Source organism: Streptomyces sp. BBFR25 (genome assembly GCF_044590125.1).
GTDB classification, from domain to species: domain Bacteria; phylum Actinomycetota; class Actinomycetes; order Streptomycetales; family Streptomycetaceae; genus Streptomyces; species Streptomyces canus_D.
Genome location: NZ_CP172447.1, coordinates 3,773,176 through 3,788,110, shown reverse-complemented (window position 1 = coordinate 3,788,110; position 14,935 = coordinate 3,773,176). Strand labels below are relative to the sequence as shown.

At 73.7% G+C, this 14,935-nt stretch carries 14 protein-coding genes; 9 read left to right on the top strand and 5 right to left on the bottom strand.

Annotated features, from left to right (window positions below; translation table 11 throughout):
• Positions 1–41: 41 nt before the first annotated feature.
• Genes ACGH52_RS17080 through ACGH52_RS17065 form a run of 4 tightly spaced genes read left to right on the top strand, consistent with a single transcriptional unit; the run spans position 42 to position 3,580 of the window.
• Complete coding sequence (locus ACGH52_RS17080; RefSeq protein ID WP_399940346.1) at positions 42–1,610, top strand: 4-coumarate--CoA ligase family protein; 1,569 nt, start codon at positions 42–44, stop codon at positions 1,608–1,610.
• A complete protein-coding gene (locus ACGH52_RS17075) occupies positions 1,607–2,350 on the top strand; it encodes an enoyl-CoA hydratase family protein (protein ID WP_399940343.1) in 744 nt (247 codons plus the stop codon). The genes ACGH52_RS17080 and ACGH52_RS17075 overlap by 4 nt, the downstream gene beginning before the upstream one ends.
• Positions 2,338–2,964 carry a TetR/AcrR family transcriptional regulator gene (locus ACGH52_RS17070; RefSeq protein ID WP_171987317.1) on the top strand — a complete coding sequence of 209 codons (627 nt, stop codon included), beginning with the start codon at positions 2,338–2,340 and terminating at the stop codon, positions 2,962–2,964. Before ACGH52_RS17075 ends, ACGH52_RS17070 begins: the two co-directional genes overlap by 13 nt.
• A gap of 34 nt (positions 2,965–2,998) precedes the next feature.
• Positions 2,999–3,580: a hypothetical protein gene (locus tag ACGH52_RS17065; RefSeq protein WP_076975576.1), complete on the top strand. Its 582-nt coding sequence runs from the start codon at positions 2,999–3,001 to the stop codon at positions 3,578–3,580.
• A gap of 18 nt (positions 3,581–3,598) precedes the next feature.
• Here the strand turns inward: ACGH52_RS17065 and pdxH are convergent, their stop codons facing one another.
• Positions 3,599–4,303, bottom strand: a complete 705-nt coding sequence (gene pdxH, locus ACGH52_RS17060) for a pyridoxamine 5'-phosphate oxidase (RefSeq protein ID WP_079033108.1) — start codon at positions 4,301–4,303, stop codon at positions 3,599–3,601.
• 239 nt (positions 4,304–4,542) lie between these two features.
• Between pdxH and ACGH52_RS17055 the strand changes: the two genes are divergently transcribed.
• The 3 genes from ACGH52_RS17055 (at position 4,543) to ACGH52_RS17045 (ending at position 8,427) form a co-directional block, all read left to right on the top strand.
• Positions 4,543–5,643 carry a citrate synthase 2 gene (locus ACGH52_RS17055; protein WP_076975578.1) on the top strand — a complete coding sequence of 367 codons (1,101 nt, stop codon included), beginning with the start codon at positions 4,543–4,545 and terminating at the stop codon, positions 5,641–5,643.
• Between the two features lie 339 nt (positions 5,644–5,982).
• On the top strand, positions 5,983–6,858 hold the full coding sequence (locus ACGH52_RS17050; RefSeq protein WP_399940338.1) for a GNAT family N-acetyltransferase: 876 nt from the start codon (positions 5,983–5,985) through the stop codon (positions 6,856–6,858).
• Between the two features lie 105 nt (positions 6,859–6,963).
• Entirely contained in the window at positions 6,964–8,427 is a 1,464-nt protein-coding gene (locus ACGH52_RS17045) for a PAS domain-containing protein (RefSeq protein WP_193777625.1), read from the top strand.
• 154 nt (positions 8,428–8,581) lie between these two features.
• Here ACGH52_RS17045 and ACGH52_RS17040 read toward each other — a convergent pair whose 3' ends face one another.
• A complete protein-coding gene (locus ACGH52_RS17040) occupies positions 8,582–9,337 on the bottom strand; it encodes an SIS domain-containing protein (RefSeq protein WP_059301161.1) in 756 nt (251 codons plus the stop codon).
• A 223-nt stretch (positions 9,338–9,560) separates the two neighbouring features.
• Here ACGH52_RS17040 and ACGH52_RS17035 point away from each other — a divergent pair, with 223 nt between their 5' ends.
• Both ACGH52_RS17035 and ACGH52_RS17030 read left to right on the top strand, forming a co-directional pair.
• Positions 9,561–10,253: a metal-dependent transcriptional regulator gene (locus tag ACGH52_RS17035; RefSeq protein WP_052839193.1), complete on the top strand. Its 693-nt coding sequence runs from the start codon at positions 9,561–9,563 to the stop codon at positions 10,251–10,253.
• A 500-nt stretch (positions 10,254–10,753) separates the two neighbouring features.
• The gene (locus tag ACGH52_RS17030) at positions 10,754–11,644 is read left to right on the top strand and encodes an alpha/beta fold hydrolase (protein ID WP_121702178.1); all 891 of its coding nucleotides are present in this window, start codon (positions 10,754–10,756) and stop codon (positions 11,642–11,644) included.
• 33 nt (positions 11,645–11,677) lie between these two features.
• Here the strand turns inward: ACGH52_RS17030 and ACGH52_RS17025 are convergent, their stop codons facing one another.
• The 3 genes from ACGH52_RS17025 to ACGH52_RS17015 form a co-directional block, all read right to left on the bottom strand.
• Complete coding sequence (locus tag ACGH52_RS17025; RefSeq protein WP_399940333.1) at positions 11,678–13,303, bottom strand: transporter; 1,626 nt, start codon at positions 13,301–13,303, stop codon at positions 11,678–11,680.
• Entirely contained in the window at positions 13,300–14,076 is a 777-nt protein-coding gene (locus tag ACGH52_RS17020; RefSeq protein ID WP_059301164.1) for an ABC transporter ATP-binding protein, read from the bottom strand. Before ACGH52_RS17020 ends, ACGH52_RS17025 begins: the two co-directional genes overlap by 4 nt.
• A 129-nt stretch (positions 14,077–14,205) precedes the next feature.
• Positions 14,206–14,859 carry a bifunctional DNA primase/polymerase gene (locus ACGH52_RS17015; protein WP_121702180.1) on the bottom strand — a complete coding sequence of 218 codons (654 nt, stop codon included), beginning with the start codon at positions 14,857–14,859 and terminating at the stop codon, positions 14,206–14,208.
• Positions 14,860–14,935 lie beyond the last annotated feature (76 nt).

Below are 14,935 nucleotides of genomic sequence, written 5' to 3'. Positions count from 1 at the left end.
CGTATCCAGCTAGGCCGTATCCAGCCGGCGTTGGAGGAACCGTGTTCCGCAGCGAGTACGCAGACGTCCCGCCCGTCGACCTGCCCATCCACGACGCGGTGCTCGGCGGGGCCGCCGCCTTCGGGAGCGCCCCGGCGCTGATCGACGGCACCGACGGCACCACCCTCACCTACGAGCAGGTGGACCGGTTCCACCGGCGTGTCGCCGCCGCCCTCGCCGAGTCCGGCGTGCGCAAGGGCGACGTCCTCGCCCTGCACAGCCCCAACACCGTCGCCTTCCCCCTCGCCTTCTACGCCGCCACCCGCGCGGGCGCCTCCGTCACCACGGTGCATGCACTCGCCACCGCCGAGGAGTTCGCCAAGCAGCTGAAGGACAGCGCGGCCCGCTGGATCGTCACCGTCTCACCCCTCCTGTCCACCGCCCGCCGGGCCGCCGAACTCGCGGGCGGCGTCCAGGAGATCCTGGTCTGCGACAGCGCGCCCGGCCACCGCTCACTGGTCGACATGCTGGCCTCGACCGCGCCCGAACCGTCCGTCGCGATCGACCCGGCCGAGGACGTCGCCGCCCTGCCGTACTCCTCGGGCACCACCGGCACCCCCAAGGGCGTCATGCTCACCCACCGGCAGATCGCCACCAACCTCGCCCAGCTCGAACCGTCGATGCCCTCCGCGCCCGGCGACCGCGTCCTCGCCGTGCTGCCGTTCTTCCACATCTACGGCCTGACCGCCCTGATGAACGCCCCCCTGCGGCTCGGCGCCACCGTCGTCGTCCTGCCCCGCTTCGACCTGGAGCAGTTCCTCGCCGCCATCCAGAACCACCGCATCACCAGCCTGTACGTCGCCCCGCCGATCGTCCTGGCCCTCGCCAAGCACCCCCTGGTCACCGACTACGACCTCTCCTCGCTGAAGTACATCGTCAGCGCCGCCGCACCCCTGGACGCCCGCCTCGCCGCCGCCTGTTCACAGCGGCTCGGCCTGCCGCCCGTCGGCCAGGCCTACGGCATGACGGAACTGTCCCCGGGCACCCACGTCGTCCCCCTGGACGCCATGAGCGACGCGCCGCCCGGCACCGTCGGCAAGCTGATCGCCGGTACCGAGATGCGCATCGTCTCCCTCACCGACCCCGGCAAGGACCTCCCGGCCGGGGAGTCCGGCGAGATCCTCATCCGCGGCCCCCAGATCATGAAGGGCTACCTCGGCCGCCCCGACGCCACCGCCGCCCTGATCGACGCCGACGGCTGGCTGCACACCGGCGACGTCGGACACGCCGACAGCGACGGCTGGCTGTACGTCGTCGACCGCGTCAAGGAACTCATCAAGTACAAGGGCTTCCAGGTGGCCCCCGCCGAACTCGAAGCCCTCCTGCTCACCCACCCCGGCGTCGCCGACGCGGCCGTCGTCGGCGCCTACAACGACGACGGCAACGAAGTACCGCACGCCTTCGTCGTACGCCGGCCGACCGCACCCGGCCTCCAGGAGGGCGAGATCATGATGTACGTCGCCGAACGCGTCGCCCCCTACAAACGCGTCCGCCAGGTCACGTTCGTCGACGCCGTCCCGCGCGCCGCGTCCGGCAAGATCCTCCGCCGACAGCTGAGGGAGCAGCGGTGACCGGGGCCGCCCACGTCGACCGCACGCGCGCGCGGGGCGTCGAGACCCTCACCCTCGACTCCCCGCACAACCGCAACGCCCTGTCCGCCGCCCTCGTCGCCGACCTAGCCGCCGCCCTCACCGACGCGGCCGAGGACCCCGGCGTCCGCGCCGTCGTCCTCACCCACACCGGCACCACCTTCAGCGCGGGCGCCGACCTGCGCGACCCGCCCGACCCGGACGCCCTCGTCGGCCTCCTCCGGCAGCTCGCCGAGGTACCCAAACCGGTGATCGCCCGCGTCGCCGGGCACGTCCGCGCGGGCGGCCTCGGCCTGGTCGCCGCCTGCGACATCGCGGCGGCGTCCACGGAGTCGACCTTCGCCTTCACCGAGGTCCGCATCGGCGTGGCCCCCGCCGTCATCTCCCTGACCCTGCTGCCCCGCACCGACCCCCGCGCCCTCGCCCGCTACTACCTCACCGGTGAGCGCTTCGACGCCGCCGAGGCCGCCCGCGTCGGCCTGGTCACGGCGGCCGGCGACGACGTGGACGCCGTACTCGAACCCGTCCTCGACGGTGTGCGCCGTGCCGCACCGCAGGGCCTGGCCGAGACGAAACGGCTGCTCACGGCTAGGGTGCTGGAGGCCTTCGACCGGGACGCGGCCGACCTGACCGCGCTCTCGGCCCGGCTGTTCGCCTCCCCGCAGGCCCGCGAGGGGATGACGGCCTTCCTCGAACGACGGGATCCGGAATGGGTGGTGTGAGCGGCGCCGTGAACACGGCCGACCGCGCGGAGCGCGTTCCCAAGCAGGATCGCAGCCGGGCCACCCGGCAGCGGCTCCTGGCAGCCGCCGTGGCCTGCCTCGCCGAACGCGGCTGGGCCGGGTCAACGGTCTCCGTCGTCGCCGAACACGCCGGAGTCTCCCGCGGCGCCGCCCAGCACCACTTCCCGACCCGCGAGGACCTCTTCACGGCGGCCGTGGAGTACGTCGCCGAGGAACGCTCCGTGGCACTGCGCGCCCTCTTCCCCGAGGGCGCCGCCGCCGACGACCGGCGCGCGGTGGTCGCCGCCCTCGTCGACCTCTACACGGGCCCGCTCTTCCGCGCCGCCCTGCACCTGTGGGTGGCCGCCTCCAACGAGGAGCAGCTGCGCGGCCGGGTCACCGAGCTGGAGGCCCGCGTCGGCCGCGAGAGCCACCGCATCGCCGTCGACCTCCTCGGCGCCGACGAGTCCCGCCCCGGCGCCCGCGAGACCGTCCAGGGCCTGCTGGACATGGCCCGCGGCCTGGGACTCGCCAACCTCCTCACCGACGACGGCGCCCGGCGGGAGCGGGTGGTGGAGCAGTGGGCACGGCTGCTGGACGCGGCGCTGGGCTGACGCCGTTGTCACTGACGGGGTCTACGGTCTCCGCATGGGTGACTACTTCCAGACGATCGTCGACCTCGACGCGGGCACCGGCGAGGCAGCGCGGTGCGCGGACCGCGCGGTCGGGTGGCTCGTGTCCGAGGGCATCGTCCTCGCCGAGCGCACCGGCTGTGTCCTCGGCGATCCGCTCGGGCATCCGCCCGGTCCGCACTGGCACCGCGCCGTGGCGCAGGAGGACGCCGACCGGAAGCCGTCGGACGGACTGGCCGTGGCGGTCGGGCCCACGGTGTTCGACGGCGGCCAGGGCGAACCGGAGGCGGTGACCTGCCCGCGCTGCGCCGTCACCACGCCCCTGGTCACCGGTGGCTGGGAGCCGATCGACGAGATCTGGCAGCCCTTCGGCGAGGCCGTGGACGAGTGGCAGCAGACCGGCTCGGCGCAGGTCGCGTGCCCGGCCTGCGCGGAGCCCGTCCCGCTCCCCGAGTGGATCTGGGCCGACGACTACTTCACCTTCGCCCACCTCGGCTTCACGTTCTGGAACTGGCCCGAGTTCACACCGGAGTTCCAGTCCCGGTTCGCCCGCGCCCTCGGCGGCCACCGCACCAGGCCGGTGTGGGGCAAGCTGTAGGCGAGGCGCCGGAACCCCTCACGGACTCAGCCGCTCCACCCGCCAGCCCCCGCCGCCCTCCGCCACGTACCGCAGCCGGTCGTGCAGCCGGTTCTCGCGGCCCTGCCAGAACTCCACGGCCTCCGGCACCACCCGGAACCCGCCCCAGTGCGGCGGCACCGGCACCTGCTCGCCCTCCGGGTACCGCGCCGCCAGCTCGGCGTACGCCGCGTCCAGGGCACGACGGTCCGCCACCACCGAGGACTGGACGCTCGCCCAGGCACCCAGCTGGGAGCCGTGCGGCCGGGTCCGGAAGTACGCGGCGGTCTCGTCCCGCCCGGTGCGGCGCGCGACGCCCGTGACCACGACCTGCCGGGCCATCGGATGCCAGGGGAACAGCAGCGAGACGTACGGGTTCGCGTCCAGCTCGCGCGCCTTGCGGGAGTCGTAGTTGGTGTAGAAGACGAACCCCTGCTCGTCGAAGTGCTTCAGCAGCACCGTGCGGGAGCTGGGCCGCCCCCGCTCGTCCGCCGTGGCGACGACCATCGCGTTCGGCTCGAACAGCCCGCCGTCAGTCGCCGCCTGCTTGAACCAGCGCGCGAACTGCTCGACGGGCGTCGCCGCCAGCTCGGTCTCGGACAGCCCCTCGGCCCGGTACTGCTTGCGCATCGAGGCGAGATCGAAGGGGACTGAGGCGGCAGCGGGCACGCCGGAATCGGCTTCGCGATCGGTCACGCCGCCCATCCTGCCGTATCGGCTCCGCCACCCGACCGGGGTGGCACCGAGTGCCGCTCCCACTCCCCAAACATGACACCCGGAGATATGGTGCTTGGTCCCGCTCCGGCCGGATGACCGACGGCCGTACGGGGCATCACAGGGGTGACCGCCGGGACCGCGAGTCGGGACACGACCGTGGATCCATGGAGGCGCCGCACCGTCTCCGCCCAGGTCGCCGCACACCACTGATCACGAGGAGCCGCCTGATGTCCGACTTCGTACCCGGGCTAGAGGGAGTCGTCGCCTTCGAGACGGAGATCGCCGAACCCGACAAGGAGGGCGGCGCCCTTCGCTACCGCGGCGTCGACATCGAGGACCTGGTCGGGCACGTCTCCTTCGGCAACGTCTGGGGCCTGCTCGTCGACGGGGCCTTCAACCCCGGCCTGCCGCCCGCCGAGCCCTTCCCCATCCCCGTGCACTCCGGCGACATCAGGGTCGACGTCCAGTCCGCCCTCGCGATGCTCGCCCCGGCCTGGGGCCTCAAACCCCTGCTGGACATCGACGCCGCACAGGCCCGCGACGACCTCGCCCGCGCCGCCGTCATGGCCCTGTCCTACGTCGCCCAGTCCGCGCGCGGCCAGAGCCTGCCCATGGTCCCGCAGCGCGAGATCGACAAGGCCCGGTCGGTGGTCGAACGCTTCATGATCCGCTGGCGCGGCGAGCCCGACCCCAAGCACGTCGCCGCCGTCGACGCCTACTGGACCTCCGCCGCCGAGCACGGCATGAACGCCTCCACGTTCACCGCCCGCGTCATCGCCTCCACCGGCGCGGACGTGGCCGCCGCCCTCTCCGGGGCCGTGGGCGCCATGTCGGGCCCGCTGCACGGCGGCGCGCCCTCGCGCGTCCTGCACATGATCGAGGAGATCGAGCGCACCGGCGACGCCGAGGCCTACGTCAAGAAGACCCTCGACGCGGGCGAACGCCTCATGGGCTTCGGCCACCGCGTCTACCGCGCCGAGGACCCGCGCGCCCGCGTCCTGCGCCGCACCGCCCGCGAACTGGGCGCCCCGCGCTACGAGGTCGCCGAGGCCCTGGAGAAGGCCGCCCTGGCCGAGCTGCACGCCCGCCGCCCCGACCGGGTCCTGGCCACCAACGTCGAGTTCTGGGCCGCCATCATGCTGGACTTCGCCGAAGTCCCGGCCCCCATGTTCACCTCGATGTTCACCTGCGCCCGCACCGCGGGCTGGTCCGCCCACATCCTGGAGCAGAAGCGCACCGGCCGCCTGGTCCGCCCCTCCGCCCGCTACATGGGCCCGGGCACCCGCGACCCGCGCGAGATCGAGGGCTACGCCGACATCGCGGACTGACCGCCCCCGGGCCGAGAACGCAGGCGACCCGCGAGTCTGGTTCCTCCGTGGAGGAGCCGGCCGGACGTACCGGCGACTCGCGGGTCGGGTGACTGCTTGGGATTGGGCCGGCTGCACGCGTCTGTCACGCGCTGGTCCGGCGCCGCACTCCGTGTGGTGCCGGGCCGCTAGCCCGCAGCCACCTCACGCGTCCGGTTCTCATACATCTGCCGAACCACCTCCCTTCTCGTGTAGCGCCCACCCTAAGAACGGGTCGGCCGCCGATCAATCGAATTTCCGGGTCGATTCGTCGTCGATCTCCCATGGACGCGTCTTCGCTGGTCACCTACGGTTTCGCCCATGACGAAACGACTGGGGGACCCGCCGGTCAGGCGGGCGGTGGTCAGCGGGTCGACGTTCGAGGAGCGGATCGGGTACGCCCGGGCCGTCGTCGACGGGGACCGGGTGCACGTGTCGGGGACGACCGGGTTCGACTACGCGGCGATGACGATCTCCGCGGACGTGGTGGAGCAGGCCGAGCAGTGCCTGCGCAACGTCGGGGCGGCGCTGGCCGAGGCGGGGTGCACGTTCGCGGACGTGGTGCGGGTGCGCTATCTGCTGCCCGCGCGGGAGGACTTCGAGCCCTGCTGGCCCGTGCTGCGGGAGGCGTTCGGGCGGGTGCGGCCGGCCGCGACGATGATGGTGTGCGGGCTCGCGGACGAGCGGATGCGCATCGAGATCGAGGTGGACGCGCGGCGCGGGACGGTCGCGACCGGTGCGGGCTCGGCGCTGCGGATCGAGCCGGTGGCCGGGGACGCCATGGTGGAGGAGTGGCGGCAGGTGCACAACGCGATCGTGCCGCCGGCCGCCATGAACCTAGACGAGGCGCGGGAGCGCGCCGGGCGCAACCGGCTGGCCAACGCCTACCTCGAAGACGTGCTCGTCGGCTGCTCCACCGTGCGGCCGCCGGCGGGCGAGGAGCGGGTGGCGACCGTGATCGCGCGGGTGCTGCCGGCGTACCGGGGGCGCGGGATCGGTACGGCGCTCTACGAGGCGGGGCTCGCCCGCGCGCGCGAGCTGGACGCCGGGGCGGTGGAGACCGTGGTGCTGGCGGCCAACGCCGACGGGTTGCGGTTCGCCGGGGCGCGTGGGTTCGTGGAGAAGGAGCGGTACGTGCTCGACGGCGCGCGCGAGGAGTGGGTCGACCTGAGGCTCGCCGCCGCCCGCCCGGCATGATCCGGCGTGCCCCTTCATGACGGGGGCTTATGCCGAGTTTCCGCAGTACAACGATTTCCGCGAACTTGCGGGAACCCGGTGTGTGCTGCATCACGTTCGAGTTGAATGAAGGCCAGTGAGCGAACCGACGTACGGTACGGCGGACGCAGCCTGCAGGGGGTCCAGGTGAGTGCTTCGCGGCGGAGTGGGACCACCGACGAGCTGGGGCCGGACGAGCCGGAGCAGCCCGAGCGGGACGGCGCGGACCTGTTGGCCGCGCTCCTCGACGGCATGGACGCGGCCCTGTGCGCCTTCGACGCGGACGGGGTCGTGACCCATTGGAACCGCGAGGCGGAGCGGATCCTCGGCTGGAGCGCGGCCGAGGCGGTGGGGCGGCAGGGCTTCGCCGGGTGGGCCGTGCGCAGCGCGGACGCCGGGGAGGTGGAGGACCGGCTGCTGTCCGCGATGCGGGCGCCGGGGCGCCAGGTGCACGAGTTCGCGCTGCTGACCAAGGACGGCGGCCGGGTGCTGGTGCGCACCCAGTCCGCGGCGGTCCGCGGTCCCGACGGGCGTCCGGCGGGCGTGTACTGCGCGTTCAGCGAGGTGCACGCGCAGATCGACCTGGAGCGGTCCATCGCGCTGAGCGAGGCCCTGCTGGAGGACGCCGGCTGGGGTGTCGTGCTGGTGGACGTGGACCTGCGGCCCGCCGTGGTCAACGCGCACGCCGCGCGGGCGCTCGGCGCCGGGCGCACGTCCGTGCTGGGGCGGCCGCTCGGCGATCTGCTCGCCCAGGGCGTCGAGGAGCTGGAGAACGCGCTGACGCACGTCCTGGCCGAGGGCGCGCCGCCCGCGCCCGCCGAGGTGTGGGTGAGCCTGCGCACGCCGGAGGGCGAGCGGCGCCGGTGCTGGCGCAGCGGGTTCGTGCGGCTGGCCTCGCCGCTCGCGGAGGAGCCGGTGCCGCTGGGTGTCGGCTGGCTCTTCCAGGACGTCACGGACTCGAAGCAGGGCGAGCAGGAGGCGGCGCTGCTGCGCTTCCGGGCCAACCAGCTGCACCGGGCGGCGCGGGCCGCGGCCGAGTGCGAGGACCCGGCGGAGGCCGCGATCGTCCACCTGGACTTCGCGCTGGCCGGGTTCGCCGACCACGCCCTGATCGACCGGGTCGTGGGCGGTGGGGCGTCGGACACCGACGCGGCCGAGCCGGTGCGGCTGGTGCGGGTCGCGGCCACCCCGTCCGGCGCGCCGGGTCCCAGCGTGCCGTCCGGGACGGCCGGGATGCCGGTGCGCTACGGCGAGGGGCATCCCGCCGTGCAGTGCGTGGAGCGGGCGGGCTCGGTGCGGGCCAGCGCCGGGGTGCGGGCGGTCCCGGCGGAGCAGGTGCGCCGGTGGGCCACGGCCCGCCAGTGGCCGGAGGACACGGTGCACGGCCTGTGCGCGGTGCTGCGCAGCCGCGGCCGGACGCTGGGCGTCGTCACGTTCCTGCGGGGCGCCGGGCGCAGCGCCTTCGAGCGGCCGGACGCGATGTACGCCGAGGACGTGGCGGTCCGGATCGCGACCGCCTTGGACCTGGCCGGCGTGCTGGAGCGGCCCTAGGGGGAGGCGTCGTTTCGATCTTGCCGGGGTCGTGGCGCCTGGCACGCACATCTGCGGCGTTGTCGCCCCCGCTCGGGTCGGCAACAAGGCGCCGTCGACCGGAGCCGGCCTGATCCAAACGACACCCCCCAGCCGCGCGGAGTGCCGGAGGCGCTCAGCGGCGGTAGAAGATCCGGTCCCGGTACTGCTCCAGCACCCGGCCGTTCCATTCGTGGCCGCCGTCCACGTTGCCCGAGCGCAGCAGCGGGGGTTCGACGCCGCGGTCGGCGAGGCTCGCGGCCGCGGTGGCCGTCATGGCCTGCATGAGGGCGCTGGTGACGACCGTGGAGGCGGGGGCGAAGGGGGCCGGGACGGTGTCGAGGGTGAGTTCCGCGTCGCCGACGGCGATCTTGGAGTCCAGTACGACGTCGCAGTGGTCCTTGAGGAACGTGCCGGAGGCGTGCCGCGACGTCGTCTCGGAGGCGTACGCCACCGAGGTCACGCCGATGACGCGGACGCCGAGGGCGCGGGCGTTCATGGCCATCTCCACGGGCAGGGCGTTGCGTCCGGACAGGGAGATGATCACCAGGGCGTCGCCCTCGCGCAGCGGGGAGGAGTCCAGCACGGCGCTCGCGAGGCCGTCGACGCGTTCCAGGGCGGAGCCGAGCGTGGCGGGCATCACGTCGACGCCGACGACGCCGGGCACGGCGAGCAGGTTCATCAGGGCGAGTCCGCCGGCGCGGTACACGACGTCCTGGGCGGCGAGGGAGGAGTGACCGGCGCCGAAGGCGAAGAGCCGGCCGCCGCTCAGTACGGTGTCGGCGAGCAGCGTGCCGGCCGCCTCGACGCTGTCCGCCTCCTCGTCGCGGACGCGTCGCAGGAGGTCGATCGCCGCGTCGAGGAACTGACCGGCCGGCTTGTGGTCGCTCATGCGGGACCCCTTCTCAGTGGCTGCGTCGCGGATCACGGTGCGGTCTGGACCAGCGCGGTGTCAATACGGCGTCGGGGCGGCGGAGAGGGGGCCGGGCGGGCGCGGCCGGGCCCGGCTTTTCGCGGCGAGGCACGGTTGTCGGTGGTATGCGTCAGAATTGGTGGCAGGGCCAGCGCACACGCCGGTGGGCCTCAGCCTCCGGCAATCTCATCGAGGGGCACGTATGTCCGGACTGATCGACACCACGGAGATGTACCTCCGCACCATCCTGGAGCTGGAGGAGGAAGGTGTGGTCCCGATGCGCGCCCGGATCGCCGAGCGGCTCGACCAGAGCGGTCCCACGGTCAGCCAGACGGTGGCGCGGATGGAGCGCGACGGGCTGGTGTCCGTGGCGGCGGACCGGCATCTGGAGCTGACCGATGAGGGCCGGCGGCTGGCGACGCGCGTGATGCGCAAGCACCGGCTCGCGGAGTGCCTGCTGGTCGACGTGATCGGCCTGGAGTGGGAGCAGGTCCACGCCGAGGCCTGCCGCTGGGAGCACGTGATGAGCGAGGCGGTGGAGCGCCGGGTGCTGGAGCTGCTGCGGCACCCGACCGAGTCGCCGTACGGGAACCCGATCCCGGGCCTGGAGGAGCTGGGCGAGACGGACGGGGCCGACCCGTTCCTGGACGAGGGCATGGTGTCCCTCGCCGACCTCGACCCGGGGCTGGAGGGCAAGACGGTCGTCGTGCGCCGGATCGGCGAGCCGATCCAGACGGACGCGCAGCTGATGTACACGCTGCGCCGGGCCGGGGTGCAGCCCGGCTCGGTGGTGAGCGTGACCGAGTCGGCCGGTGGCGTGCTGGTGGGCAGCGGTGGCGAGGCCGCCGAGCTGGAGGCGGACACCGCCTCCCACGTGTTCGTCGCCAAGCGCTGACTGGGTGTCCCGAAGGGCCCGTCGACCGGGGCCCGTCGATTCGGGACCCCAGTGCGCCGAATCGCAGCGGCCGGGCGCTCCGCGTGCAAGGCTGTGGCGTGAGGCAGCGGACGTGAGGGGCTCTTGGCCCGCGGCTGACAGCGATGTCGCCCGGCCGGGGAGGGGGAGGGGCGTGCCTGAGAGACGGAGAGGGCCCCGGCGCCGAGTGGCGCCGGGGCCTGTCCTCCCCTGTGCTGACCTGGAGCCCCGAGCTCTCAAGGTCAATCCCCTCGGACCGTTTTCCCCGAGCGGTCCGCCTCCCGTTGAAGATCTCCCCTGGGCGGCGGCGATCAATCCCTGAGTGGTGTCACTCGAATGAGGGGTGTTGCTCGCCGAAACGGCTCTTTCGAATACCTATTCGATAGATTGGCTACTCTGCACGGCAGGCAGGACACGGTTCACAGGACGGCCGGCCCGCGAGGGCGGGCAGGTCCGAGCGGAGCTTGGGGGTGCCAGGACCTATGGCGCGGCGCATCGACGTGACCGGCGCGGGCGGCGTACGCCTCGCGGCATGGGAGTTCGGCGACCCTCCCAAGACCGACCGGGCGCCCGACCCGTCCTCCCCCGCGTCCGGCGGGGCAGACCTGCCCGGCGTGCTCTTATTGCACGGCCTGATGGGCCGCGCCTCGCACTGGGCCGCCACGGCCCGCTGGCTCTCCGCCCGCCACAGGGCCGTCGCCCTCGACCAGCGCGGCCACGGCCGCAGCGACAAGCCCCCGCGGGCCGCCTACACCAGGGAGGCGTACGTCGAGGACGTCGAGGCCGCCCTGGAGCAGCTCGGTCTCGGTCCGGCCGTCGTCATCGGCCACGCCATGGGCGCGCTGACCGCCTGGCAGCTCGCCGCCAAACGCCCCGACCTGGTCCGCGGTCTGATCATCTGCGACATGCGGGCCTCCGCCCTCGGAGCCGCCTCCCAGCACACCTGGACCGAATGGTTCCGCGCCTGGCCGGTCCCCTTCGCCACGCTCGCCGACGTCCGCAAGTGGTTCGGCGAGGACGATCCGTGGGTCGAGCGGCCGAACCCGGCCCGCGGCGAGTTCTACGCCGAGGTGATGGCCGAGTCCCCGGACGGCTGGCGCCCCGTCTTCGAACCCGAGCAGATGCTGCGCTCCCGTGAGACCTGGATCTACGACGCCCACTGGGAGGAGCTGGCCCAGGTGCGCTGCCCCACCCTGGTCGTGCGCGGCCTCGACGGCGAGCTGGGCCGCGCCGAGGCCCAGGAGATGGTCCGCGTCCTGCCCAACGGCCAGTACGCGGAGGTCGCCGACGCCGGTCACCTCGTCCACTACGACCAGCCGGAGGCCTGGCGGGCGGCCATCGAGCCGTTCCTGAGCACCCTCCGGGACGCCTGAGCGCCCAAAGACACGCCCCCCGGGACGAGCCCGTCACCCCTTGCTGACCGCCGTGAGGATCTCCGGCAGCCGGTCCGCCGTGCGCGGCGCGGCCAGCCGCAGGCCCAGCAGCGTCAGCGCCGCGCCGTACACCGTGCCGACCGGCAGCAGTACCCACGCCATGTCCCCGGCGCCCTCGCGCACGTTCAGCCAGATCGTCAGCACGATCACGGGCGCGCACAGCAGGGCCGCGCCGATCATGCCGCCGAAGATCGAGACCCAGGCCAGCCCGACCTGACCGGGCGCGACGTTCTTGTACCCCTCCTGCGGGATGGAGTACGGGAAACGCGCCGACGTCCACGCGCCGGTCGCCAGCATCGCGCCGAGCAGGGCGAAGGACAGGCCGAGCGCCTCGGGCAGCGCCCGCCAGTCGTCGAGCATCGCGGTGGTCAGCACCGTGACGAGGGTGGCGTACGGCAGCGTGATCAGCAGCAGCGCCAGCGCGCGGGCCCGCAGCTCGACGTAGGCGTCCCGGGGCGAGGAGATCGTCATCGCGACCATCCAGAACGCAGACGTGTCCTGCCCGAACTGGTTGTACATCTGGATGCCGAGCATCCCGGCGGCGAAGCAGGCGAAGTAGACCGAGCCGGTGCCCTGCCAGGCGTTGAACACCGGCACGATCAGACCGATGGCCAGCGAGGTCACCCACGCCGCCTTGGTCTTCGGGTCGCGCCACACATAGCGCAGGGTGCGCTCCATGGTGGTGCCCGTACGGCCCGCCGGCAGCCACCGGGCGAGTCCGGCCGAGCCGCGCTCGCGCACCGCCCCGGTTTCGCTCTGGAGGGTGGAGCCGTCGGGCGCCGTCATCAGCCGCGTCAGGTGGCGGGCCCACACCCGCAGCAGCAGCCCCAGCGCCGCGGCCGTCAGCGCCAGCTGGGCCAGCGCGATGCCGTACGACCCGTCGCTCGCCGCGTCCATCGCGCCGACCGCCGACGCCGGGGGCACCCAGCGCACCACGTCGGCCACCGGGTCCAGCTCGCCCAGCCCCGCGGAACCCAGCCGCTGGGCGCCGAAGTTGACGAGCTGCGCGCCCACCGCGACGACCAGCCCGCTCAGCACCGCGAGATCGCGTCCCTTGCGGCTGGTCAGCAGCCGTACGTTGGCGGCCGCGACGGCCCGCGCCAGGGTCACGCACACCAGCAGCGCGAGGACCGCGCCGACGACCCCGACGGCGTACGCCGCCCCGCCGTGCGCGACCGCGACCACGGAACCGGCGAACACGCACAGCGTGAACAGCGGCCCGATGCCCACCAGGGAGGAGATGAGCAGGGCCCGCACCAGGGGGCCGGGCCGCAGCGGGAGCATCACCAGCCGGGTGGGGTCGAGCGTCTCGTCGCCGCCGGGGAAGAACAGCGGCAGCACCGCCCAGCCCAGCGCGAGCACCGCGGCGAGCAGCACCACCAGCGAGTCCACGTGCGCGTACCCGCGCAGCGCGATCAGGCCGATCAGCTGGAGCGCGGCGAAGAGCAGCACCAGGGCGGCGGAGGCGACGTAGGCGGCCCGCCGGCCGCCGGACTGCCGCAGCCCGTTGCGCAGGAGCGACAGCTTCAGCCGGACGAAGACGGACGTGAGGGGCGCGCCGGAGGCGACCGGCGCGGCCGGTGGGGTCCGCGCGCTCATCGGGACCCGCCGCCCAGCCAGTCCAGGTCCGACCCGGCGTCCCGGCTCCCCGCGCCGACGAGTTCGAGGAACGCCTCCTGCAACGAGGCCGCCTCCCCGCGCACCTCGGCGAGCGTCCCGGTGGCCCGGATGCGGCCCGCCGCCATCACGGCCACCCAGTCGCACAGCGACTCCACCAGCTCCATGACGTGGGAGGAGAAGACGACGGTGGCGCCGGATGCGGTGTAGCGCTCCAGGACGCCCCGGATGGTCTGCGCGGAGACCGGGTCGACGCCCTCGAACGGCTCGTCCAGGAACAGCACTTCCGGGTTGTGCAGCAGGGCGGCGGCGAGCCCCACCTTCTTCCGCATGCCGGTCGAGAAGTCGACGACCAGCTTGTGCTGGGCCCCCGCGAGGTCCAGCACGTCGAGGAGCTGGGTGGCACGCCTGTCGACCTCGTCGCCGGGCAGCCCGCGCAACCGGCCCGTGTAGCCGAGCAGTTCCCGCCCCGACAGCCGCTCGAAGAGCCGCAGCCCCTCGGGCAGCACCCCGATCCTGGCCTTCACCTCGACCGGATCGCGCCACACGTCGTGCCCCACGACCTCGACCGACCCCTGGTCCGGTCGCAGCAGCCCGGTCACCATGGAGAGCGTGGTGGTCTTCCCGGCCCCGTTGGGCCCGACGAGCCCGATGAACTTCCCGGCCGGCAGCTCCAGATCGATCCCGCCCACGGCCACCTGCTGCCCGAACCGCTTCCAGAGCCCCTGAACCCGCACGGCGCTGTTACTCACCACAACTCCCTCCGTCGACTTGGCACCCTACGGGGGTGCAGCGCCGACCAGGGGCGCGGGGAACTGCGCGAGCAACCAGCCGCTACCCGCAGCCGCCGGAACACGGCAACCCGGCAGACGAGAAGGCGCCCCCTACCGATCCCTGCCGCACGCATACGCCAACGGCGAGATCAACTCCTCCACATCCGGCAGCCAACGATTCGCGGGCGTAGGCCGGCAGGCCCACTGCACCGCACCCCGCGACCCGAACCGCGTCGGCGGCGCCGCCAGGTACGCCCCCTCACCGAGCACCCCCAGATCGAGGACCCGGGGCGACCACCCCAACCGCCGCACGAGATCCGGCACCTTCGCCCCCGCCCCCGGAAGAACGAAGAACCGCATCCGCCGGTCCGGCGCCAGCGTCACCGGCCCCAGCGTCAGCTCCATCCGCTGCATCCGCGCCAGCGCCAGGAACCCGGCGGTCTCCGGCACGTCGATCGCGTCGAACGTCCGCCCCGTGGGCAGCAGGATCGACGCCCCCTGCTGCTTCTGCCACATCCGCCGGACGACGGTCGCGCTGCCCGTGGCCTGCGCCGCCCAGTCCTCGCGCGCCGGGTGCGCGCCCGGGGCGGCGCACGCCGGGTCGCCGCACGAGCAGCGCTGCACCCCGTCGGCGGGCACCAGCCAGGTGCCGGGAAACACGTCCCAGTGACGCTCCTCGGCGTAGCGAACGGCGGTCTCCAGCAGCGACGTGCCGCGCTGCTGCGGGATCTGGGCGGCTTCGGTGCCGGGGATGGTCTCTTCCACGTGGGTCTCAACTCCCGTGCTCACCGGGGGTTACGGGCGCCGTGCGCGCGGGGGAGGTGCATCGGCACCGCGCTCG

Bases quoted from the DNA above. Each gene is read 5' to 3' on its own strand.
- ACGH52_RS17070 (WP_171987317.1), top strand. From the start codon at position 2,338: ATGGGTGGTGTGAGCGGCGCCGTGAACACGGCCGACCGCGCGGAGCGC.
- ACGH52_RS17065 (WP_076975576.1), top strand. From the start codon at position 2,999: ATGGGTGACTACTTCCAGACGATCGTCGACCTCGACGCGGGCACCGGC.
- pdxH (WP_079033108.1), bottom strand. From the start codon at position 4,303: ATGGGCGGCGTGACCGATCGCGAAGCCGATTCCGGCGTGCCCGCTGCC.
- ACGH52_RS17055 (WP_076975578.1), top strand. From the start codon at position 4,543: ATGTCCGACTTCGTACCCGGGCTAGAGGGAGTCGTCGCCTTCGAGACG.
- ACGH52_RS17050 (WP_399940338.1), top strand. From the start codon at position 5,983: ATGACGAAACGACTGGGGGACCCGCCGGTCAGGCGGGCGGTGGTCAGC.
- ACGH52_RS17045 (WP_193777625.1), top strand. From the start codon at position 6,964: ATGAAGGCCAGTGAGCGAACCGACGTACGGTACGGCGGACGCAGCCTG.
- ACGH52_RS17040 (WP_059301161.1), bottom strand. From the start codon at position 9,337: ATGAGCGACCACAAGCCGGCCGGTCAGTTCCTCGACGCGGCGATCGAC.
- ACGH52_RS17035 (WP_052839193.1), top strand. From the start codon at position 9,561: ATGTCCGGACTGATCGACACCACGGAGATGTACCTCCGCACCATCCTG.
- ACGH52_RS17030 (WP_121702178.1), top strand. From the start codon at position 10,754: ATGGCGCGGCGCATCGACGTGACCGGCGCGGGCGGCGTACGCCTCGCG.
- ACGH52_RS17025 (WP_399940333.1), bottom strand. From the start codon at position 13,303: ATGAGCGCGCGGACCCCACCGGCCGCGCCGGTCGCCTCCGGCGCGCCC.